This window comes from Maribacter hydrothermalis (assembly GCF_001913155.1).
Classification (GTDB): Bacteria; Bacteroidota; Bacteroidia; order Flavobacteriales; family Flavobacteriaceae; genus Maribacter; species Maribacter hydrothermalis.
In genome coordinates this window covers 3,330,639-3,353,309 of the sequence record NZ_CP018760.1, presented here as the reverse complement: position 1 = coordinate 3,353,309, position 22,671 = coordinate 3,330,639, and the positions used below count along the sequence as shown (strand labels likewise).

26 protein-coding genes are annotated in these 22,671 nt (G+C 33.7%); 15 read left to right on the top strand and 11 right to left on the bottom strand.

Features of this window, described 5'->3' with window-relative positions; translation table 11 throughout:
• Window positions 1–2: 2 nt before the first annotated feature.
• On the top strand, window positions 3–1,910 hold the full coding sequence (gene acs, locus BTR34_RS14560) for an acetate--CoA ligase (protein ID WP_068482590.1): 1,908 nt from the start codon (window positions 3–5) through the stop codon (window positions 1,908–1,910).
• 119 nt (window positions 1,911–2,029) lie between these two features.
• On the opposite strand, the gene BTR34_RS14555 is transcribed toward acs, so the two are convergent.
• Together BTR34_RS14555 and BTR34_RS14550 are read right to left on the bottom strand one after the other, a co-directional pair.
• Window positions 2,030–2,893: a polysaccharide deacetylase family protein gene (locus BTR34_RS14555; RefSeq protein ID WP_068482593.1), complete on the bottom strand. Its 864-nt coding sequence runs from the start codon at window positions 2,891–2,893 to the stop codon at window positions 2,030–2,032.
• A gap of 129 nt (window positions 2,894–3,022) precedes the next feature.
• Entirely contained in the window at window positions 3,023–4,246 is a 1,224-nt protein-coding gene (locus tag BTR34_RS14550; protein ID WP_068482596.1) for a multidrug effflux MFS transporter, read from the bottom strand.
• Between the two features lie 204 nt (window positions 4,247–4,450).
• Here BTR34_RS14550 and udk point away from each other — a divergent pair, with 204 nt between their 5' ends.
• The 9 genes from udk to BTR34_RS14505 all read left to right on the top strand — a co-directional run bounded on the left by udk (window position 4,451) and on the right by BTR34_RS14505 (window position 11,371).
• On the top strand, window positions 4,451–5,065 hold the full coding sequence (gene udk, locus BTR34_RS14545) for a uridine kinase (RefSeq protein WP_068482599.1): 615 nt from the start codon (window positions 4,451–4,453) through the stop codon (window positions 5,063–5,065).
• Window positions 5,065–5,397 (top strand): FtsB family cell division protein, encoded by a 333-nt coding sequence (locus BTR34_RS14540; protein WP_068482602.1) that lies wholly within the window; start codon window positions 5,065–5,067, stop codon window positions 5,395–5,397. The genes udk and BTR34_RS14540 overlap by 1 nt, the downstream gene beginning before the upstream one ends.
• 188 nt (window positions 5,398–5,585) lie before the next feature.
• Window positions 5,586–6,359: a ParA family protein gene (locus BTR34_RS14535; protein WP_068482606.1), complete on the top strand. Its 774-nt coding sequence runs from the start codon at window positions 5,586–5,588 to the stop codon at window positions 6,357–6,359.
• A gap of 2 nt (window positions 6,360–6,361) precedes the next feature.
• Window positions 6,362–7,270 (top strand): ParB/RepB/Spo0J family partition protein, encoded by a 909-nt coding sequence (locus BTR34_RS14530; RefSeq protein ID WP_068482609.1) that lies wholly within the window; start codon window positions 6,362–6,364, stop codon window positions 7,268–7,270.
• Window positions 7,263–7,922: a DUF5683 domain-containing protein gene (locus tag BTR34_RS14525; protein WP_235843165.1), complete on the top strand. Its 660-nt coding sequence runs from the start codon at window positions 7,263–7,265 to the stop codon at window positions 7,920–7,922. Before BTR34_RS14530 ends, BTR34_RS14525 begins: the two co-directional genes overlap by 8 nt.
• A 2-nt stretch (window positions 7,923–7,924) precedes the next feature.
• A complete protein-coding gene (gene dapB / locus BTR34_RS14520; RefSeq protein ID WP_068482612.1) occupies window positions 7,925–8,626 on the top strand; it encodes a 4-hydroxy-tetrahydrodipicolinate reductase in 702 nt (233 codons plus the stop codon).
• 89 nt (window positions 8,627–8,715) lie between these two features.
• The gene (lepB, locus tag BTR34_RS14515; RefSeq protein WP_068482615.1) at window positions 8,716–10,416 is read left to right on the top strand and encodes a signal peptidase I; all 1,701 of its coding nucleotides are present in this window, start codon (window positions 8,716–8,718) and stop codon (window positions 10,414–10,416) included.
• Window positions 10,417–10,428: 12 nt separating this feature from the next.
• The gene (locus BTR34_RS14510) at window positions 10,429–11,058 is read left to right on the top strand and encodes a WbqC family protein (RefSeq protein WP_074472145.1); all 630 of its coding nucleotides are present in this window, start codon (window positions 10,429–10,431) and stop codon (window positions 11,056–11,058) included.
• Window positions 11,051–11,371, top strand: coding sequence for a DUF6122 family protein (locus BTR34_RS14505; protein ID WP_068482621.1), 321 nt, complete (start codon window positions 11,051–11,053; stop codon window positions 11,369–11,371). Before BTR34_RS14510 ends, BTR34_RS14505 begins: the two co-directional genes overlap by 8 nt.
• Here the strand turns inward: BTR34_RS14505 and BTR34_RS14500 are convergent.
• From BTR34_RS14500 to BTR34_RS14470, 7 genes are all read right to left on the bottom strand, one after another.
• Entirely contained in the window at window positions 11,352–12,380 is a 1,029-nt protein-coding gene (locus tag BTR34_RS14500) for an endonuclease/exonuclease/phosphatase family protein (protein WP_068482624.1), read from the bottom strand. The genes BTR34_RS14505 and BTR34_RS14500 overlap by 20 nt on opposite strands.
• A gap of 5 nt (window positions 12,381–12,385) precedes the next feature.
• Window positions 12,386–13,264, bottom strand: coding sequence for a rhomboid family intramembrane serine protease (locus BTR34_RS14495; protein ID WP_068482627.1), 879 nt, complete (start codon window positions 13,262–13,264; stop codon window positions 12,386–12,388).
• A 3-nt stretch (window positions 13,265–13,267) separates the two neighbouring features.
• Window positions 13,268–14,011 (bottom strand): rhomboid family intramembrane serine protease, encoded by a 744-nt coding sequence (locus BTR34_RS14490; protein ID WP_068482629.1) that lies wholly within the window; start codon window positions 14,009–14,011, stop codon window positions 13,268–13,270.
• The gene (mutL, locus tag BTR34_RS14485) at window positions 14,012–15,862 is read right to left on the bottom strand and encodes a DNA mismatch repair endonuclease MutL (protein ID WP_068482632.1); all 1,851 of its coding nucleotides are present in this window, start codon (window positions 15,860–15,862) and stop codon (window positions 14,012–14,014) included. It lies immediately after the preceding gene.
• A 2-nt stretch (window positions 15,863–15,864) separates the two neighbouring features.
• Entirely contained in the window at window positions 15,865–16,224 is a 360-nt protein-coding gene (locus tag BTR34_RS19000) for a riboflavin synthase subunit beta (RefSeq protein ID WP_317043887.1), read from the bottom strand.
• Window positions 16,225–16,288: 64 nt separating this feature from the next.
• On the bottom strand, window positions 16,289–16,771 hold the full coding sequence (gene ribH, locus BTR34_RS14475; protein ID WP_068482635.1) for a 6,7-dimethyl-8-ribityllumazine synthase: 483 nt from the start codon (window positions 16,769–16,771) through the stop codon (window positions 16,289–16,291).
• The gene (locus BTR34_RS14470; protein ID WP_068482638.1) at window positions 16,771–17,538 is read right to left on the bottom strand and encodes a tetratricopeptide repeat protein; all 768 of its coding nucleotides are present in this window, start codon (window positions 17,536–17,538) and stop codon (window positions 16,771–16,773) included. The genes ribH and BTR34_RS14470 overlap by 1 nt, the downstream gene beginning before the upstream one ends.
• Before the next feature lie 124 nt (window positions 17,539–17,662).
• Here BTR34_RS14470 and recF point away from each other — a divergent pair, with 124 nt between their 5' ends.
• The 3 genes from recF to BTR34_RS14455 are packed head-to-tail and all read left to right on the top strand — an operon-like array spanning window position 17,663 to window position 19,457.
• Window positions 17,663–18,742 carry a DNA replication/repair protein RecF gene (gene recF / locus BTR34_RS14465; protein WP_068482641.1) on the top strand — a complete coding sequence of 360 codons (1,080 nt, stop codon included), beginning with the start codon at window positions 17,663–17,665 and terminating at the stop codon, window positions 18,740–18,742.
• 2 nt (window positions 18,743–18,744) lie between these two features.
• Window positions 18,745–19,161: a hypothetical protein gene (locus BTR34_RS14460; RefSeq protein ID WP_068482644.1), complete on the top strand. Its 417-nt coding sequence runs from the start codon at window positions 18,745–18,747 to the stop codon at window positions 19,159–19,161.
• Complete coding sequence (locus BTR34_RS14455) at window positions 19,161–19,457, top strand: DUF721 domain-containing protein (RefSeq protein ID WP_068482647.1); 297 nt, start codon at window positions 19,161–19,163, stop codon at window positions 19,455–19,457. The genes BTR34_RS14460 and BTR34_RS14455 overlap by 1 nt, the downstream gene beginning before the upstream one ends.
• 76 nt (window positions 19,458–19,533) lie before the next feature.
• Here the strand turns inward: BTR34_RS14455 and BTR34_RS14450 are convergent, their stop codons facing one another.
• Together BTR34_RS14450 and BTR34_RS14445 are read right to left on the bottom strand one after the other, a co-directional pair.
• The gene (locus BTR34_RS14450) at window positions 19,534–19,953 is read right to left on the bottom strand and encodes a nucleoside-diphosphate kinase (RefSeq protein ID WP_068482650.1); all 420 of its coding nucleotides are present in this window, start codon (window positions 19,951–19,953) and stop codon (window positions 19,534–19,536) included.
• 45 nt (window positions 19,954–19,998) lie between these two features.
• Window positions 19,999–21,027, bottom strand: a complete 1,029-nt coding sequence (locus BTR34_RS14445) for an alkaline phosphatase D family protein (RefSeq protein WP_068482652.1) — start codon at window positions 21,025–21,027, stop codon at window positions 19,999–20,001.
• A gap of 75 nt (window positions 21,028–21,102) precedes the next feature.
• On the opposite strand from BTR34_RS14445, the gene BTR34_RS14440 reads away from it, so the two are divergent.
• Together BTR34_RS14440 and gldI are read left to right on the top strand one after the other, a co-directional pair.
• A complete protein-coding gene (locus tag BTR34_RS14440) occupies window positions 21,103–22,119 on the top strand; it encodes a DHH family phosphoesterase (RefSeq protein ID WP_068482655.1) in 1,017 nt (338 codons plus the stop codon).
• Window positions 22,116–22,667 (top strand): gliding motility-associated peptidyl-prolyl isomerase GldI, encoded by a 552-nt coding sequence (gene gldI / locus BTR34_RS14435; protein WP_068482658.1) that lies wholly within the window; start codon window positions 22,116–22,118, stop codon window positions 22,665–22,667. The genes BTR34_RS14440 and gldI overlap by 4 nt, the downstream gene beginning before the upstream one ends.
• Window positions 22,668–22,671 lie beyond the last annotated feature (4 nt).

The following is a 22,671-nucleotide window of genomic DNA, read 5'->3' as shown; positions in this document are numbered from 1 at the left end:
CCATGAGTAATTACCACATTAAGCATTTAGAGGAATATTTTCAAGTATACCGAAAATCGGTTCGTAACCCCGAAGCCTTTTGGGAAGAGATTGCAGAAGAACATTTTGTTTGGCGTAAGCGCTGGGATAATGTCTTAAGCTGGGATTTTAAAAAACCAGAAATAAAGTGGTTTGAGGGTGCTAAATTAAACATTACAGAAAATTGCTTAGACCGCCATTTACCGACACGAGGCTCTAAAACTGCCATAATATTTGAACCCAATAACCCTAAAGAAGAAGCGGTCCATATTACCTATAGACAGCTACATGAACGAGTTTGTCGTATGGCTAATGTGCTATTAGACCATGGTGTAAAAAAAGGAGACCGCGTTTGTATTTACTTACCTATGATTCCTGAACTTGCCGTAGCGTTATTGGCGTGTGCAAGAATAGGAGCAATACACTCGGTAGTTTTTGCCGGTTTTTCATCTAACGCATTATCTACAAGAATAAATGATTCTGATTGTAAAATGGTCATTACTTCCGATGGCTCTTTTAGGGGGACAAAAGCAATTGATTTAAAGGGAATAGTAGACAAGGCTCTAGAAGATTGTCCTGGTGTAAAAAATGTACTAGTTGTAAAACGCACTGGCACTGAAATACACATGGAAAAAGGACGGGATAAATGGCTAAAACCATTATTGGAAGATGCTTATGCAGATTGCGTAGCTGAAATAATGGATGCAGAAGACCCCTTGTTTATTTTGTATACATCTGGCTCAACAGGCACTCCAAAAGGTATGGTACATACCACTGCGGGATATATGGTATACACTGCCTATACGTTTAAAAATGTATTCCAATACACTGAAAATGATATCTATTGGTGTACAGCAGACATAGGGTGGATCACAGGTCATTCCTATATCGTATACGGCCCGTTAGCAAACGGTGCAACAACTGTTATGTTTGAGGGGGTTCCCTCCTATCCAGATTTTGGTCGTTTTTGGGATGTAGTACAAAAACACAAAGTAACTCAGTTTTATACTGCACCAACTGCTATTAGAGCATTGGCAAAGGAAAATTTAGATTACGTTGAAAAGTATGACCTATCTAGCCTCAAGGTTTTAGGTTCTGTTGGTGAACCTATAAACGAAGAAGCATGGCACTGGTATAATAATAATGTAGGCAAAAAAAACAGCCCTATTGTAGATACTTGGTGGCAGACAGAAACAGGAGGAATTATGATTACCCCAATACCCTATGTAACACCAACTGCACCAACATATGCAACACTACCTTTCATAGGAATTCAACCAGCCCTAATGGATGAGAATGCAAATGAAATAAAAGGCAACCAAGTAGAAGGTCGCTTATGCATTAAATTCCCATGGCCTGCAATTGCGAGAACAATATGGGGTAATCATGATAGATATAGAGACACCTATTTTTCTGCCTATGAAGATAAATACTTTACGGGTGATGGTGCATTACGAGATGCTGTAGGATATTACAGAATAACTGGTCGTGTTGATGATGTAATTATTGTATCTGGACATAACCTAGGAACTGCTCCTATTGAAGATTCCATCAACGAACACCCAGCTGTTGCAGAATCTGCAATTGTAGGTTTCACACACGATGTAAAAGGAAATGCCCTTTACGGATTTGTAATTTTAAAAGAAACAGGCGAAAGCAGAGATAGAGAAAATCTAAGAAAAGAAATAAATCAACAGATTACAGAACATATAGGACCTATAGCAAAGCTGGACAAGATTCAGTTTGTATCCGGACTTCCTAAAACCCGTAGCGGTAAAATAATGCGTAGAATTTTACGTAAAATTGCTAGTAACGACACCAGTAACTTAGGCGATACTAGTACGTTACTAAATCCTGAGGTAGTACAGGAAATTATGGATAATGCTTTATAATCTTTAACAAAGTGCTATCAGCGAAGTATAATATCCTTCACAAATTCCATTTTAATATGGTTTTTTGAAGGATATTTTCTTTAGAAAAAGAATACTAAAAACTTTTTTTAATTCGAATTTCAGCTAGATAAATTTTTAATATCTGCCCAAGTGATTAGTTTGATATTATTTTCTTTGAGTTTTAATCTATTTTCCACTTTAGTAAAATAATCTATATCAATTTGACGCCAAGCCGAACCAAAATTTGGATGATTTACAGTTACTCCTTTCATTTCATCATCATCAAACGCTGGATGAATTAAAATAAGGTTTACACCCGCGGACAAGCCTTCTATAGTTTCCGTATAAAAATCCGATAGCTTTCCTTTTTCAAAATAATTATAATTCCCTACGTAAGTTTGGTCAACAATAAAGTCATCTTCCTCAACACAAAGTTCTGCATCAATCCCAACCATCTCCATAAGTTGAGGATTTACCAATACGGGAAGTCCATATTCTTTTCCCAATTTTTTATAAATTTTAAAAAATTTTTTATTTGAACCGACACTGTACATATGTGAATCTAAATGTGTTGGTTGTAATCCAAAGTTTAATGCTTTATCAATTTGTGCGCGAAGCTCTTTTTCAACATGTTCTGGTTTAGCCTTAATTCTTAATTCTTCTCGCTTTTTAAAAAAGTGTCCGTTTTCATCAACCAAACTTGGTACTTCAGTTATTGGCAACACAGGGCCAAACTTATAGTTTTCCCATTCACATGTTAAAGTTAAATGAACGCCATTATCAATTTGGGGGTTTTCTTTTGCAAATAATGCCATTTCATAAAACCAAGGACAAGGTACCATTATACTGTACGAATTAACAAATCCATTTTTTAGAGCGTATATTGTAGCTCTATTCTCCGAATGCGAAAGTCCGGCATCATCAGCATGAATAATCAATAATTTTGCATCACTATCGTATCCTAGTTTTTGAAGTGAGTTCATGAAGATTAAAATTTAGTTCTTAATATAAGTTAATAAAAACAACTTTAACTTCTAAAACAATTTCAACTTCATCTATCTTAAATGTTATTCATAGTCAACAAAACACTGTTTCAAAAAATCATTACTATTCTAATTAATAAAAGCATGATTTTTAGCAAACAAGGGTCTTGTTTTAAAAGCAATAAATAATAAAACAGATATTAAACCACACACTCCAAGCCCAGCGAACAATGCCCATACCGAATCTTCTACAAAACTACCCACAAAAATAGAAATAGGTATAGATAATATGGTTGATACAAAACCGGTAATGGCAGCCCCAATACCTGCAATATGACCAATAGGTTCCATAGCAATTGACCTCATATTGCCCCAAATAAATCCTAAGCATAAAAATAATAAAGACATGAAAATTAATAGTACAGTTAAATTTGGGTCCGCTGAATTCCAAAATAGTAAACTATAGCCCAGAGCCAGTGATGTAAATACTGCCAAGGCTAAAAATGATAAATTCCGCATTCCAAAACGAAGAACCAGTGTACCGTTCATAAGTGTAGAAACTCCCACTGAAAAAGCCAAACCAGCAAACACATATGGGAATGATTCTTTTAGGCCATATAATTCCTCGAACACATGTTGTGCAGTACTGAGGTAAACTAAAAACGAGCCCGTAATTAAACCTGAAATGATTGTACAAGAAACAGTCTCTTTATACTTAAATATTTCTTTAGTTCCTTTTATAAATACAGCGAATGAAAATGGAACTTTAAAGGCTGGTTTAAGTGTTTCTTCTTGTCTTTTCCAAAACCATACCCCAACTACGAGGGCAAAAAATAATTGAATGTAAAAAATACCTTGCCATCCCAAAATGTGCATTATACTTTTCCCTATAGCAGGAGCAACAATAGGAACTAAAATAAAGAAAGCGGTCACAAAAGACATTATTTTCGCCATATAATCTCCTTTATAGGTATCACGAATAATAGATATACTTATGGTTCTTGGGGCCGAAAGACCTACACCCTGCAATACTCTACCAACTAGCATTATTTCTAGATTCGGCGCAATCAAACAAATAACGCTTGCAATTGAAAAAATAATAAATCCAAAATAAACAATGGGTTTTCTTCCTAAGCTATCAGATAGTGGCCCAAAGAATAATTGACCTACACCCAATCCTAAAAATATCATGGTAACCAACAATTGATTTTTAATTGGGTCAAGACTATGAATAGCAATGCCAATATCAGCAATTGCCGGTAATATAGCGTCTATAGTTAAGGCAACTATAGACATTAATGATGCCATTAAAGCTACAAACTCAAAATTAGGTTTAACCTGTTCTTTTTGCATCATGCAAAAATACGGCTTAACAAATCAAGCTATGTTATTTAAAGTTGATTTTTGAGTTTTAGTAATTATTGAAAATCAAATATGTACTTTTGCAGTTAAAGCCCTTTGTGGTATGCCCACTGGGCAATAAATAGAAAATTGATATTTATTTCGACAAGAATGTCGGAGCAATTTAAATCTCGTTTAACGAGTAAACTAAATTATATGCTGATTATAGGTATAGCTGGCGGGACGGGTTGCGGAAAAACTACTGTAGTAAATCAAATAATAAATGAATTACCCAATGAAGAAGTTGGTGTAATTTCTCAAGATTCTTATTATAATGACTTATCACACTTATCATTAGAAGAAAGAAGGAAGACAAATTTTGACCACCCTAGCTCTATTGATTTTGCGCTTTTAGAAAAACATTTAATTTCTTTAAAAAATGGAGAATCTATAGAACAACCTGTTTATTCTTTTCTAGAGTGTAATAGAACCGCAAAGACAGTTTTAACTCATCCTACTAAAGTAATTATTGTTGAGGGAATTTTAATTATGACCAATTCTGCCATTCGCAAAATGTTCGATATAAAGATATTTGTACATGCAGATACGGATGAAAGGCTTATTAGGAGATTAAAAAGAGATGTCAATGAACGTGGATGGAAATTAGATGAGACCATAGAAAAATATCAGACTATAATAAAACCAATGCACGAGCAATTTATTGAACCAACAAAAGAATATGCCGATATTATTATACCAAATAACAAATACAACACGGTAGCTGTTGAAATAGTTAAGAGTATTATCAACGAAAAAATAATGCAGTCCTAATGGCATTTAAAGATTTTAAAAAAAAGAAATGGTTTAAAATAATGACCAATACCTATGTAATGGTCTTTTCTGTTTTTGTTGTTTGGATGCTTTTTTTTGACACCAATTCTCTCTTAATTCATCTAGAATTAAGAAAAGAGATAAAAAAATTAGAAAAAACACAAGATTTTTTAAAAGAAGAAATTGCTAAGGATAAAAAAATTATCGAAAAATTATCCACTGAAGGTGAGTTAGAACGATTTGCCCGAGAAGAATATTACCTTAAAAAGAAAAACGAAGAAATATATTTAATAGAGTACGAAGACAGCTTAAAACTTAAAGACAAAAATTAAGTTTAATATCATTTTAATAAGTTTTCAACTAGTTAAATACTTCAAGTAAATGAATATTCTAAACCATTAATACTTAAAAGATTAACGCTTTTTTAATTAAAACCACTTGGATATTCACTTAGTGTTAACAAAAAGCTTTCATTAGCCCCATAAATAATCGTATTTTTACAGCCTAACTTACTTTGAACATGGGCAAGATTATTGCTATAGCTAATCAAAAAGGAGGGGTAGGTAAAACTACCACAACAGTAAACCTAGCTGCCTCGCTAGGAGTACTCGAAAAAAAGGTTTTATTAATTGATGCAGACCCGCAGGCAAATGCCACGTCGGGGTTAGGTATTGATGTAGATAGTGTAGAACTAGGTTCTTACCAACTAATGGAACACACCAAAACTGCAAGAGAAACCATTATACCGACTACATCTCCGAATGTTGACCTTATTCCCGCACATATTGACCTTGTTGCCATTGAAATTGAATTGGTAGATAAGGAAGAGCGAGAATACATGATGAAAAAGGCTATAATAGACCTAAAAAAGGATTACGATTATATATTAATTGATTGTGCCCCATCATTAGGACTGTTAACTTTAAATGCCTTAACAGCGGCAGACTCGGTTATTATACCAATACAATGCGAATATTTTGCGCTTGAAGGTTTAGGCAAACTACTAAACACCATTAAAAGTGTGCAACGATTGCATAATCCCGATTTAGATATTGAAGGCATGTTATTAACCATGTACGATTCTAGATTGCGTTTATCTAACCAAGTTGTTGACGAAGTACGTAAGCATTTTGGAGATATGGTATTCGATACTGTAATTCAACGAAATGTTCGTTTAAGTGAGGCACCTAGTTATGGAGAAAGCATAATCAAATATGATGCTGCAAGCAAAGGCGCAACTAATTATTTGAATATGGCTGATGAAATAGTCAAAAAAAATAAGCAGACGGTTTAAGTATGGCAAAAGCGACAAAGAAACAAGCTTTAGGTAGAGGTCTTTCGGCTCTTTTAAAAGACCCGGAAAATGATATAAATACAGCAACAGATAAAAATGCGGACAAAGTAGTTGGTAATATTATTGAGCTCGATTTAGATAAAATTGAGGTGAATCCGTTTCAACCGCGTTCTAATTTCAATGATGAAGCAATAAAAGAATTAGCCGCATCTATTAGGGAACTTGGTGTAATTCAACCTATTACAGTTAGAAAATTAGGATTTAACGAATATCAATTAGTATCAGGAGAAAGAAGATATAGAGCTTCTAAATTATTAGGTTTAGAAACAATACCTGCATACATACGTATTGCAAATGACCAGGAATCTTTAGAAATGGCCTTGGTTGAGAATATTCAACGCCAAGACTTAGACCCTATCGAAATTGCATTATCGTACCAACGTTTAATTGATGAAATTAATCTTACCCAAGAAAAATTAAGTGAACGTGTTGGTAAAAAAAGGTCAACCATTGCCAATTACCTTCGTTTATTAAAATTAGACCCAATTATACAAACAGGAATGCGAGATGGTTTCTTAAGTATGGGTCACGGTAGAGCTCTCGTCAATATTGACAAAAAACAAGACCAAATATCACTTTACGAAAAAATAATCTTTGATAACCTTTCAGTAAGAGATACAGAAAGTGCGGTAAAAGCCTATCATGCTGATGAGGCTCCAAAGGTAGAAGTAACAAAGACTATTAAAAAAGAAGCTTCAGTTTTTGTTCGTAAGGGCATCAAAGAACTTACAGATGCATTATCTGTAAAAGTAGATATAAAATCTACTGATAATGCAAGAGGTAAAATAACCATACCATTTAAGTCTCAAGAAGAATTTGACCGTATCAAAAAATTGATAACAGGTGCGTAGCTATAGTATCCCCTTTATTATAATTTTATTTTCCATACATTTCTCCTTTTCCCAAGAAGAAAAGGAGACTATTACAGTTTCAGAAACTGACAGTACCTCAACTACACTGGCAGAGGAGGAAATAAATATAAAAGATTCTGTTTCTTTTAAAAAAACCAAAAAAGAATTCAATCCACTTGCGCCAAGTAAGGCCGCGTTCTACTCCGCCGTTTTGCCAGGAATGGGTCAAGTTTACAATAAAAGATATTGGAAAGTACCCTTGGTTTGGGGCGCAATAGGCGGCAGTATATATGCATATACATGGAATAACAACAACTATCAAAGTTTCAGAACTGCTTTTAAGAGAAGACAAGCGGGTTTTACAGATGACCAATACTATGATATAAACGGTGATAACGCTGCGGGTGCTGCTCCCGACCTAGATACTGATGACCTTGAATATCAACAAGACCGCTTTCAAAGCGATCGGGATTTATGGCTAGTTGCCACAATTGCTTTGTATGCGTTAAATATAGTTGATGCCAATGTTGATGCACATTTGAAACAATTTAATATCGATGATGATTTAAGTATTGATTTTGAACCATTTCTCGATTTTAATCAAGTAACCAATACTCCTAATTACGGTATGGCACTAACCATAAAATTTTAATAATGAGAATTGCACTTTTCGGATACGGAAAAATGGGGCAGATGATAGAACAGATTGCATTAAGTCGCGGTCATGAAATCGTAGCTAAAATTGATGAAAATACAAATCAAATAGATTTTACCACTATGGACGTTGCTATTGATTTTAGTATGCCAGAAGCTGCATTTGGAAATATCACTAAATGTTTAAACCATAATATTCCTATTATTTGTGGCACAACCGGCTGGTTAGATAAGTATAATGAAGCAATAGAATTATGTAATTCTAAAAAAGGTGCATTTATTTATGCCTCTAATTTTAGTTTAGGAGTAAATATCTTTTTTGAGCTGAATAACTACCTAGCCAAAATGATGAAAAATCTACCTGAGTATAAAGTTTCTCTAGAAGAAATTCACCATACACAAAAATTAGATGCACCAAGCGGAACTGCCATTACTTTGGCGGAAGGCGTAATTGCTAATTCTGAATATAATGAATGGAAACTGGAAGACGACTCTGATGGCGCGTTATCTATTACTTCAAAAAGAATTGGTAATACGCCAGGCACGCACACCTTATTATATGAAAATGAGGTAGATAGCATAGAGATAAAACATACCGCACACAATAGAGAAGGTTTCGCCTTAGGAGCTGTTACCGCTGCAGAGTGGATAATAGGAAAAAGAGGTGTTTTTTCTATGCGAGATGTGTTAAACCTAGGTTAAAAGCGTAACATTTATTAACGAAACAGACTTATGAATTATTGGTGTTCTTAAAACACATAAACTAGTTTCTTTTTTATAAAACAAATATTATGAACGGCACTCAATGGATTATTTTTATACTCATTGTACAGGTTATACACTTTTTAGGTACTTGGAAACTTTATGTAAAAGCAGGTAGAAAAGCATGGGAAGCAGCAATTCCTGTTTATAATGCCATTGTACTTATGCAAATAATCAATAGGCCTAAATGGTGGGTTATTCTTTTATTTATACCAATCATCAATTTATTAATGTTTCCAGTAATATGGGTCGAAACGATCAGAAGCTTTGGTCGAAACAGTACATTGGAGACATGGATAGTAGTTTTTACACTAGGTTTTTATATCTATTATGTAAATTATTCTTTAGATGTCACCTATATTCAAGATAGAAGTCTTCAACCAAAAACAGCTATGGGCGAATGGGTTAGTTCTATTTTATTTGCTATAGTTGCGGCAACTTTAGTACACACCTACTTTATTCAACCTTATGTAATACCTACTGGCTCATTAGAACGCACTTTAAGAGTAGGTGATTTTCTTTTCGTAAGTAAGTTTCATTATGGCGCAAGAACACCGATGACCACAGTTGCAGCCCCTATGGTACACGATACGTTGCCTGTATTGGGAGTGCCGTCGTATATAAAAAAACCACAACTTCCCTATTTTAGATTACCTGGTTTTACTAAAGTAGAAAGAAATGATATTGTCGTTTTTAGCTGGCCAGCTGATACGGTTAGGGTATTCTTCAAGAAAGAAAAAGGTGTTGACAAACCAATAGACAAAAAATCTAACTACGTAAAACGCTGCGTAGGAGTACCTGGCGATTCATTAGAAGTAAGAAATGGTTACGTATTTATAAACGGCAAACAATTAGAATTACCAGGAAGTGCCAAACCACAGTTTGATTATACAATTTATAGCTCTAAAGGGGTTTCTTCAAGATTACTGGAGAAATTAGATATTCCGGAATTCACAAGAAAATACCTATCCAATCCACTAAACCAAGAACAGGTTAATGGCCTTAGAAATTATTTAATGGGATATAACCAAGCGGCTAACGGGCAAATAGAATTGTACACAAAGAGCAATGGCATACCCGCTAATGTAATTTCTAAATATCGCTTATCCTTAAAAGAAGTTACCGATCGTGAACGTACCGTTCCATTAACCGCAGATATGGTTAAGACCCTAAAAGCAGATACCACTATAGATTCTGTTATACAACAGGTAACAGAAATAGGAAAAAGAGGTATTAACTTATTTCCTCAAAGTCCAGATTATCCTTGGAATTACAGTCAAATGGGCACTATTTATATTCCTAAAAAAGGAACAAAAATAGACTTAAACTTAAAAGTACTTCCACTTTATAAAAAGATTATCCGCGAATATGAAGGGAATGAAATTACGGTTTCGGGAAATCAAATTAACATCAATGGCCAACCAGCTTCTAGCTATACTTTTAAACAAGATTATTATTGGATGATGGGTGATAACAGGGATCACTCTGAAGACAGTAGAGCATGGGGATATGTACCAGAGAATCATATTGTAGGTACACCTATTTTCATTTGGATGAGCTTCGATAACTTTACCGAAGGCATTAGTAACTGGAGACCAAGATGGGACCGTATTTTCACTACTGTAAACGGTGAAGGCGAGCCACAATCTTATTTCAAATATTTCTTGATTATTTTAGTTGCCTATTTCGTAGGTAATTGGTTCTGGAAACGCAAAAAAGCAAAAAACTAAAATAGCATATCGTTGAAATTAATTCATCCAACTTACTTTCCCAACTTACTTACATTCAGCTATATTATGCACCATGATATTTGTTGGGAGGCTGAAGACAATTATCAAAAACAAACCTTAAGAAATAGAACATATATTGCTAACGACCGTGGCAAACATATATTAAGCATACCTATTATACATGTAGGTAAAGCCAACGGTAGACAAAAGTATAAAGATGTTTTAATAGATAATTCATATGCATGGCAGCGACAACATTGGAGAACCTTACAAACTGCCTATAGAACATCGCCATTTTTTGAGTATTACGAAGACGAAATTGAGCCTTTGTACACCCAAACTTTTGATAAATTACAGGAATTTAATTTAAAAACGATAGGCGTTATTTTTGATTGTCTTCAATTAGAAATGCCAACTTTGAAATCTACTCATTTTGTTGATAAACCTACAGATAAGGAGGATTACAGATTTTTAGTTAGTGCAAAACTAAAACAACAATTAAATATAGCGCCTTATGTGCAAGTTTTTAGCGATCGCAATGGTTTTATACCTAATTTAAGCATTTTAGATGCGCTCTTTAATCTTGGACCTAACACAGTTGAATATCTAAATCATGAGTTTATTATAAGAGTTAATGATTAGGTTTATAGCGCATTATGGCATTCACTTTATAGTACCAATACTAATAGCCTTTTACTTTTATAAAGACAATAAATTTTGGGTGGCAATTATTCTATTACTAGGAATACTAATAGATGTAGATCATATATTGGCCAACCCAATGTTCGACCCAGACCGGTGTAGTATTAATTTTCACCCATTGCACAGCTATTGGGCTATAGGTGCCTACACAATTCTGTTTACCTTTAAAAAAACAAGGATAATTGGTTTAGCCCTTCTAATTCATATACTGGCAGACACGGTAGATTGTCTTTTTATTCGCTCGGTATTTTAATAGTTGCCAGGATTGGTTCATGATCGGAAAGCTGAATATCATAATTCTTATGGGAGGTAATTTCCAAAGAAGGGTCTACTAAAATCATGTCAATTCTGAACGGAAATTTCAAAAAAGTTATGGTTTCACCGTAACCGCTACCCTTTTCCAAGAAACTATCCTTTAAATCGCCTTTAATTGTGAAATAAGAGTTGGAGAATTGTGTATTATTAAAATCCCCACAAACAATATTTTTAAATGGGCTAGAAATCATATGATTTTTAACAATTTGAGATTGCTCTTGCTGTTTAGCAAATGAATTTCTTAGTCTAGCGAACAATTTATCTGACCTCTCTTTCTTAATATTATTGGGTCTAATATTTAAAGATTCTAAGTGAAGATTATAAATACGTAATGTATCCTTTTTATATTTTATATCTACAAAAATGGCGCTATTAGAAGATTCAGTGAATTCTAGTATTCCTTTATTAACGATTTTATATTTTGAATATACCGCTTGAATCATTCTTCCGCTGTTTGGCCCAAACTCAAAGTCAACATATTTATAAGGATATTCTTTAAAATAATTCGACCTGATTTTTTTGTAATCAAACTCTTGAAAACATACAATTTCCGGTCCTTCCTTTTTAATAAATTTCACAATAGTATCGCCGGCAGTACTTGTCCATTCATCTTCCTTACCTCTAAATCCTAAACTATTAAAGCTCATAATGGACAAAGATTCCTCAATCTCAACAGACGTACCAGCATTGTTAAAACCAATAAATGTACCTAACGACATATAGCCGTAAATAAGGATTGAAAGGGAAAGTAAAAAATAGTACCGTCTACGAACTAACCAATATAAAAAAAACAATAAGTTTATGCCCACCAATAATGGAACCCCTAAACCAATAAAAGCCAAGCTAGCCGATGAAGTATATGGCACAATACAGGCAATTAATAGGCAAAATGAAAAAATCATGTTCAAGAATAACATGATTTTAGAGAAAAAGGATGCTTTTTTCATTTTGTTTAATTCTCTTTACCAGCTTTAAACAAAAAGTCCTTTTCTGCCTTAGAAAGACTTTCGTAACCCGACTTACTTATTTTGTCAAGTATGGCATCTATTTTTTTCTGATGTGTTTTTTTATCATAATCCGCTACAGAAGGTGAATTATTTGCAGTGCTTTTATTTTTATAAACAGTTTTTAAAGGTCCCTTTTTCTCCGAACCCTTAAACATGTTTACAATACTGTCCATAAATTTGGAAAAACCAGACCCGATATCATTTCCTTTTAACAACTGACTTGCATATAAATATCCAAGAAAGGCACCCCCTAAATGAGCTAAATGCCCACCAGAATTACTCATGGGCAACTGAATTAAATCAGTTAAGACTACCACGGCACCAACAATCCAAAGTTTTACATTAAAAAAAACGATACGTACTTCTTGATTAGGCAAATACGTACAAATAAAAATAAGTACAGCGCTTGCACCTGCAGAGGCTCCAATTAAATAGGCATTTGTATTAAAAAATGCAGGAAAAATATTATACCCTAAGACAAAGAATAAACCACCTAAAATAACCCCAAGTATATATACATTTAAAAATCGTTTAGCATCAAAAAGGTTCAGAAAAATACGACCAACAAAATACACCAAAAGCATATTCCAAAATAAATGTCCAATACCACCATGAAACAGTGAATAGGTAACAATTGACCAAGGTTGAAATGCAATATCTACAATGTTAGCAGGCAACTCAAACCATTGTACAATTGCATTTTTAGAAATACCCAAAAGAAAAGGCACCAATGAATTAACGATAAAAACCAGCACGTTAATTGCAATTAGTTTTTCTGCAACGTTTAATTTACTAAACTGATATTTTAAATCTGGTTGCGCCATAGCTTAATCCCACCTATTATTATTAAACTGATTTTTTTTCCAATACCACATCATAAGGAAACCAAACAAGGCTCCACCAACATGGGCAAAATGCGCAATTCCTTGCCCAAATAAACTATATCCGGTAACTCCCGAAAATAAATCTAAAGCTATTAAAACTGGAATAAAGAATTTCGCTTTTATAGGTACAGGTAAAAATATTAGAAACAACTCACTATTAGGAAAAGACATACCAAATGCTACTAAAATACCATAAATAGCCCCTGACGCACCAACCACAGGAGTATTAAATGCCCCTAAAAAGTTATCGATTGTAGATTTACCTGCTATTGAATACCATTCCGTACTGTATTGGCCACTATTAATAATTTCCAAAATACTGCTTTCTGATAGTCCTGATTCTATTAAAGCGCTCATTCCTGCATTGTAGTAGTAATAATTAACTCCAATATGTATTAATGCCGCACCAAGACCTGCAGATATGTAGAAGAACAAGAACTTATTTCTACCCCACATGCGTTCTAATGGTGTACCAAAAGCCCAAAGTGCGTACATATTAAATAGTATATGCATAAAACCCCCATGCATGAACATGTGGCTAATTATTTGCCACAGTCGAAAATGTTCGTTTTTTGGAAAATAAAGCGAAAACCACTCATACATTTGTGCTCCATACATTTGTGTAGCTACAAAAAACAGAACATTAATAATAAGTAAGTGTTTTATTGTTTCTGTTATTCTTCCCATTTATATAAATTTTCGTTCAATATCATTTTCGGTAATAGTCACGTATACTTTTTTGTTAAACGGACTTAAAGTTGTTTCCTTACAAGCAAATAAATCATTTACCAATTTCACTTGAGAAAACTCATCTAAGGTTTCACCTGTTTTTACTGACAATGTTTTAGCGAGTGTTTTAGCAAGCATATCACTTTGTGAAAAACTATCTCCGGGTATTTCTTGCTGAAAATCAGAAATCAGTTGCTCCATAATCATTTGTACTTCACTTTCAACAACCAGCACTGGTACTCCCAAAATTTCTACTCCCTCTTGAGAAACTTCCCCAAATACAAAACCTACGGTGCATAAATTATCTTTAATCTCCTGTAATATATTAATTTCATTAGTTGAGAATGACAACATTAAAGGAAATAACAATTGTTGACTTACAGCTTCTTTAATAGTTATATTCTTTAAAAAATTCTCATAAAGCACCCGTTGATGCGCCCTACTTTGATTAATAACGACCATCCCAGATTTAATAGTAGTAATAATATATTTCTTTCGTAATTGAAAGGTTGTGGTCGTATGATCTATTATCTCTTTTCCGTCATCAAAAATACTACTATTGACCACTTCAGACTCAAACTCTACATGACTATGTCCTTTGGTATCTACGGCCATTTGAATACCGCTATACAAACTCTCCCACCCATCTACCTTTGACTTCATATAATTACTTGTAGAATTTCCTTTGGTAGTTTTAACCGCTTCAAACGGATTAAACGATGAATCAACAACTACTTGTGGTATACCCACTTCTTTATTCTTGTACGAATAAGGCGTGTCTAAATTTTGGTCTTGATTAAAATCTATAGCTGGAATTACGTTGAACTGACCCAAACTATGTTTAACTGTAGATTTAAGCATGGCATACAAGGTATGCTCATCATCAAATTTAACTTCTGTTTTTGTTGGATGTATATTGATATCGATAGTACCTGGATCTACCTCTAAATTCAAAAAATAACCAGGGTGCGTACCAGGGCGTATTAATCCTTCAAAAGCTCCAAGAATTGCGTGATGCAAATACGGACTTTTTATAAATCTATTATTAGCAAAGAAAAATTGCTCTCCCCTGCTCTTTTTAGCAAATTCAGGTTTTTGAATATAACCGGAAATTTTCACCACATGGGTCTCCTCATTGACCGGCACTAATTTTTCATCCGTTTTTCTGCCAAATATTTGAACAATACGTTTTCTGAAATCATTGGCTGGTAATTGAAAAACGTCACTACCATTGTTATAGAAATTAAAAGCTACTTGTGGGTGAGCTAAAGATATTCTATGAAATTCGTCGGTAATATGCCTAAATTCTACCTGGTCAGATTTTAAAAAGTTTCTACGAGCTGGAATATTAAAGAATAGGTTTTTAACAAGCATTGAGGTACCTTTTGGAGCAACAACAACTTCTTGAGCTACCACTTTACTACCTTCTATTTTTATGCGTGTTCCAATTTCGTCCTCTTCAGTTCTAGTAAGCATTTCAACATGTGCAATAGCGGCAATTGAAGCCAATGCCTCCCCTCTAAAACCTTTGGTATGTAAATTAAATAAGTCTTCTGCTTTTTGAATTTTAGAAGTAGCATGTCGCTCAAAACTTAAACGAGCATCGGTACCACTCATACCTTTACCGTTATCAACTATTTGTATTAATGTTTTACCTCCACCTTTTACAATTAATTGAATTTCTGTAGCCCCTGCATCAATTGCATTTTCTAAAAGCTCTTTTACTACCGAAGACGGACGCTGAACAACTTCACCCGCAGCAATTTGATTTGCTACATGATCTGGCAATAATTTAATAATATCAGCCATTATTAAGAAAAGAAAATTGAGAGGTCAAAATCAATGATATAAAGAAAAATCAACAACAAAACAGCAATAATAATAATCATTCTAATTCTTAGATTTCGGTCTCCTTTTCTTTTAGAGTCCTCTATTGCGCTATTAATTTTTCTTTTTAAACCTCGAGATGTATTAAGAGTACTACGAAATTGGTCGAACTTAGGTTCCATTTTATATGGGTTCCCTTTACCTTTATCATCGTAAAATCTAGGATTATACTCAAAAGTTCTATTTTTTCGTAACCGCGTTATTTTGCTCAACATCCCCATAACACCAAAGTTACTTAAAATAGAAAAACAGGGCACACTAGGAATGCCAAAATTTGTTAACACCTAAATAGAACCAAAATATGAATTAGGCCATCTTTAAGTATGAAAAGAATTTAGAATAGATTTATTATTTACCTAGTACCGCCATTTTAATAGCAGCTATAGCAGCTTCTGTACCTTTATTGCCATGTTTACCACCGCTACGATCTCTTGACTGTTGTATATTATTATCTGTAAGAACACAGAAAATAACAGGAACATTCATAATTACATTTAAATCTTTAATGCCTTGCGCAGTGGCATCGCAAACAAAATCGAAATGCTTTGTCTCGCCCTGTATTACACTTCCAATAGCAATAACTGCATTAAGCTTTAGGGTTTCTATCATTTTCTTAGCACCGAACGTAAGTTCAAAACTACCTGGCACATTCCAACGTATTATATTATTTTCTGTTGCTCCGCAGTCTTTTAAAGCTTCTACGGCTCCAGAATATAACCCCTCGGTTATTTCAGAATTCCATTCAGAAACAACAATCCCAAACCGAAGTTTGTTCGCGTTTGGGATTGTTGCTTTATCATAAACAGATAAATTTTTATTTATTGTTGCCATTACTCACCACTTTTAGCCATTCCAATAAAAGCATTGATAGAATTAGCATTTTCTGATTTAGGAAACTCATTTTTAATTCTTTCAAAAAAGCCAAGTGCTTTAGCTTTGTCACCCATTTCTAATGCAGTTACCCCGGCCTTATATAAAAATTTAGGAGTTGTAAACTCATTTTTGCTATGCGCAATGGCATCTTCATAATACCCTAAAGCATCGGAAGCTTGGCCTAATTGCATAAATGCATCACCTAAGCCACCTTTTGCCAAAGCACCTAAGACAGCATCCTCTGAACTAAAATCTTCTAAATACGTAATTGCTTCTTGGTACTTATTCATATTTAAGTAAGCCATTCCTGCGCTATAATTTGCCAAGTTGGCAGCCTTAGTACCATTATATTCCTCTATGATATCTAAAAAACCATATTTACCGTCAGCACCTTCTAAAGCCAAAGTAAACAAAGAATCTTTTGCAGTTGTACTGGCCAAAGCTTGATCAAAATATTGTTGTGGATAATACATTTCATTTGCTGCACTAGCTTCTTTAGGCTTAACCACAAACTGACTGTAAGCTAAATAACCTAAAACACTAATGGCAATTACACCTATGGCACCTAAAATAAAGTTTTGATTTTTAGAAACCCATTCTTCTGATCTAGAGGCTCCTTCATCTAACGAACTAAAAACTTCAGCTGTTGTGCTTTCCTGTTCATCAAATTCTTGCTTTTCAGCTTTTGTTTCAGGTTTATATCCTCTTTTCTTATATGTAGCCATCTCTAAATTTATTGGTCGCGCAAAAATAATGGTTTTATTGAAATCGCAAAGTGTATTTATTCGTTATTTTTGGATATTTTAAGGTAGTTTACATCCTTCCGAAACCAAAACCCAAAAAAACTCAATGCTGCTTAGAGAATTATCCTTGATAAATTATAAAAATTTTGAGTCTAAGGACCTAGCTTTCGATGCCAAAATAAATTGCTTTGTGGGCGACAACGGTATTGGAAAAACAAATATTCTAGATTCTATATATCACTTATCTTTTGGCAAAAGCTATTTTAATCCTATCGCATCTCAAAATATAAGGCATGGGTCGGACTTCTTTGTTATCGATGGCACTTTTGAAAAAGAAAATAGAGAGGAAAAAATTGTTTGCAGCTTAAAGCGTAATAATAAGAAAATAATAAAACGAAACGGAAAAGCTTATGAGCGTTTTGCGGACCATATAGGTTTATTACCCTTGGTAATAATTTCACCAGCAGACCGTGACCTTATTATTGAGGGAAGCGACACGAGAAGAAAATTTATTGATGGGGTAATTTCCCAGTCAGACAAAAATTATTTACAAAATCTTATTAATTACAATAAAATAGTATCTCAACGAAATGCGCTTTTAAAATATTTTGCAGCCAATAGAACTTTTAACAATGATACCTTAACCGTATATAATGAGCAACTACATACTTATGGAACAGAAATTTATAAAAAGCGTACCCTATTTTTAGAAGCATTTATTCCCATTTTTCAAGAGCAATACAAGGCAATTACGGGAGATAACGAAAAAGTATCGCTCACGTATGATAGTAAGTTAACAAAATACGATATGTTAACTTTATTAAATAAAAATATAGAAAAAGATCGTGCGCTACAATATACTAGTGTTGGCATTCATAAAGACGATCTAAGTTTTGAAATTAGCGAGTACCCTATTAAAAAATTTGGAAGTCAGGGACAGCAAAAATCCTTTTTAATTGCGTTGAAATTTGCACAATTTCATTTTATGAAATCGCAAAGTGGCACTACACCTATTTTGATTTTAGATGATATTTTTGACAAATTAGATGAGCATCGTGTTTCTCATATTATTACCTTGGTAAACAATGAAAATTTTGGACAGATTTTCATTAGTGATACTCATGCCGATAGAACGGAAAGTGTTGTTAAAAAAATTCATCAATCTTATAAAATATTTAAATTGTAATAATGAAGCAGTACCTTATTATAGGCTTATTATTTTGTATCTCTTGTGGATCAAAAATTGAGAAAGACCAAATACCGCTTTTAAATGGTTATTGGGAAATTAAAGAGGTTATCTTTAAAGATGGAACAAAAAAAGAGTATTCAGTAAACACAACTATAGATTTTATTAAAATAGATTCTTTAGTTGGGTACAGAAAAAAAGTGAATCCTAAGTTTAACGGTACCTATGAGACTTCTAATGATGCAGAACCTTTAAAAATTCGAATAGCGAATGATTCAATTTTTATGAGTTACAACAAAGATTTAAATGCATGGGAAGAATTAATATTATCACTTTCAAATAAAAGCTTTTCAGTTATAAATCATCAAGGAATTACCTATAAATACGAAAGATTTGAACCTATAAACATAAACCAATAATGGCAAGTCGAGGCAACGATAATACTTCAATGAAAGAAGCACTTTCTGCATTTATTCAAAAAAATAAATTAGAAAAAGGAATAGATAAGGTAGATGCAAGAGAAGCATGGGCCAGACTAATGGGCAATGGAGTTAATAACTACACCACTGAAATAGAATTACGTTTCGACACCCTATATGTTTCATTAAGCTCTTCTGTTTTACGAGAGGAACTAAGCTTGGGAAAATCAAAAATCATAAGAATGATTAATGAAGAAATTGGTAAAGAACTAGTAAAAAAGTTGGTACTTAGATAGTTGTTGGCGTTTAGTATAAAACAATAAAAGAGCCAGTTCTTTCGAACTGGCTCCTTTAATATCATTATAATTTGAGTTAGTAAATTTCTCTACCTGCAAAATGAAATGAACCTTCAATAGCTGCATTTTCATCGCTATCAGAACCATGTACTGCATTTTCACCAATACTTGTTGCAAACATTTTACGAATAGTACCTTCAGCAGCATCCGCAGGGTTTGTAGCACCAATTAATGCTCTAAAATCTTCAACAGCATTCTCTTTCTCTAAGATAGCCGCAACAATTGTTCCGCTTGTCATGAATTCAACTAACTCACCAAAGAAAGGACGCTCTTTATGTACACCATAAAATTCTTGTGCATCTCTTAAGCTCAACTGTGTATATTTCATCGCTACGATTTTAAAACCAGCAGCTGTAATTTTTTCTAATATTGCTCCAATATGTCCGTTTTTAACGGCATCTGGTTTAATCATTGTAAACGTTCTATTCGTACTCATATCTTAATTTTTGCGCAAAAATACGTTTTTCCACATATCTCACAACTATTCGTAGACTTGTTCTAACTTCTCTAACACTATTCCGTTATCTCCAACTATCTTGAAATCAACCTTTTTAGCACCAAAATTGAACTCCAAAATTCCGAAACTTTCTGTAAAAACAACTTCCCCTACTCTAAATTTATTAGGTTCACCAGTAAAATTTCTATAGGCATGTGTAAGTCCGCTACTGGTAAAATCTATTAAAGGATATGTCATTCCTTCTATTTCCGTTTTTGAAAATTCAGAAATATGCCTATCGCCAGACAAAATAATAACACCTTGAGCTTTAGACGCTGATATCATTTTTGCCAGCCTATCCACTTCATGAGGAAAATTACCCCATGCTTCAAATCCGTGTTCATCGGATAAATACTGCACACTACTTACAATAATATTAAAATCTGACTTTGATGAATTTAATTCATTTTCTAACCATCGCCACTGTGCATCACCCAACATAGTACCTATACCATATTCATTAGGTTTTAGTCTTTTAGAGGTTTCAGTATCGGGAGTTAATTTGGTTCTAAAATATCGCGTATCAAGTACAATCATATTTATAGAATGATCATCTATTTCATATTCCTTTGAATTGTAAACCCCTTGGCGCTTTCGTAACGGGCTGTCATTTGGCACATTCATAAAATTCAAAAACTCATGCTGACTGGCGTCCTTAGCTTCAAATTCTACACCGCCATCATTTAGTCCATAATCATGATCGTCCCAAGTACCTAAAATTTCGGTTGATTCAGTTAACTTTTTATATTCAGGCTGCTCTTTTTGCACATTGTACATTGCTCTTAAGGCAACCATATCATCAGTATCTGCATAAATATTATCTCCACCCCACACCCAAACATTTGGCTTTGTATTTAAAACATCGTCCCATAAAAGGTTGGGCAAATCAACTCTATTGCAAGAACCAAAAGCAAGTACAAAATCGCTCTTTAAAATTTCATTATCTGGCACCTTTTTATTCGATGAACAGGATACTAAAAGGAGCGTACAAATAAAAAAAGAAATAATTTTCATAACAGATTATTAAGTCTGGGTAAAATTAAGGTATTCAGTTTAAAGCTTATATTATTAAATTGTATCTTTGCCGCCATGAATTTAGAGCACCTAAACGAGCTTAAAAAGTTGCTTTCTTCACCAAAGAAAATAGCAATTATTCCACATAAAAATCCTGATGGTGATGCCATTGGGTCAACATTAGCACTATGGCATTATTTAGTAAATAACGGGCATACCGCCAGTGTGGTTGCACCAAATGATTTTCCTAAGTTTTTAAAATGGATGCCCGGGGCAGACCAAATTTTAAATTTTGAAAAGGAAAATTCACAATCGAAAACTTGCATTAGTAATGCCGAAATAATTTTTACGCTAGACTTTAATCATTTAGGTCGTGTTGGGCAAATGAGCGAGTCTTTAGAACTGGCCAGTGCCACTTTCGTTATGGTTGACCACCACCAAGAACCATCGGATTACGCAAAAATCATGTATTCAGATGTTCGTATGAGTTCCACCTGTGAAATGGTGTATGTTCTTATTAACCAATTAGGTAAAAAAGACAGTATTACTACTGAAATGGCCAATTGCATTTACACGGGCATTATGACAGATACTGGTTCTTTTAAATTTAAAGCTACCACAAGCAACACGCACAGAGTTGTTGCCGACCTTATGGACAAGGGTGCCGAAGGAACCGAAATTCATCACAGAATATATGACACAAATTCACCAAGTAGATTACACTTATTGGGTTGTGCATTAAAAAATATGGTCATATTAGAGGAGTATGCTACGGCCTATATTACGTTGAGTCAAGAGGAGTTAGACAAATATAATTACCAAAAAGGGGATACAGAAGGTTTTGTAAATTATGGATTAACCCTAGACGGAATTCAATTAGCTGTAATTTTTATAGAAAACAAAGAAGAAGGTATTTTAAAAATTTCTTTTAGGTCTGTAGGTGATTTTTCAGTAAATGATTTTGCAAGAACCCATTTCAATGGAGGCGGCCATACCAATGCTGCTGGTGGTAAAAGTGACGACTCAATTGAAGAAACGATAACATTTTTCACCTCATTATTACCTCAATACAAGAATCAATTAAGGTCATGAGATTAGTATATATATTCCTTCTTTTAATAATTTACAGTAGCTGTGAAGGGCCTACACCCAGAAAACCTGTACAAACCAAAAGCGGTAGTTTTTTTAAAGAATCTATTGAAAGAAGTAGAAAATTATTGGAAGCCGAAGAAGCTAAAATTCAAGAAATTATAAAAACGGACTCCTTAAAGCATTATACTCACAGTGCCTCTGGGTCATGGTACCATTACCTTACCGTAAACGAAGAAAGTAATTACACCCCAAAAACAGACGATTTAGTTGTCTTTAACTATGACATATTAACATTGGACAATGACACCATTTATTCAAAAGAAGATATAGGAATAGTCAGCTATAAAGTAGACAAACAAGAGCTTTTTTTAGGGTTAAGAAATGCTGTTAAAATATTAAAAGTAAACGAGCGAGCTACTTTTTTATTTCCTTCATCAATTGCTTTTGGATACCATGGCGACGAAAATAAAATTGGAAGTAATGTTCCTTTAAAATCTACCATTACCATATTACAAATAGAAAAACAACAAGATAATACAGTAAATTAAAATA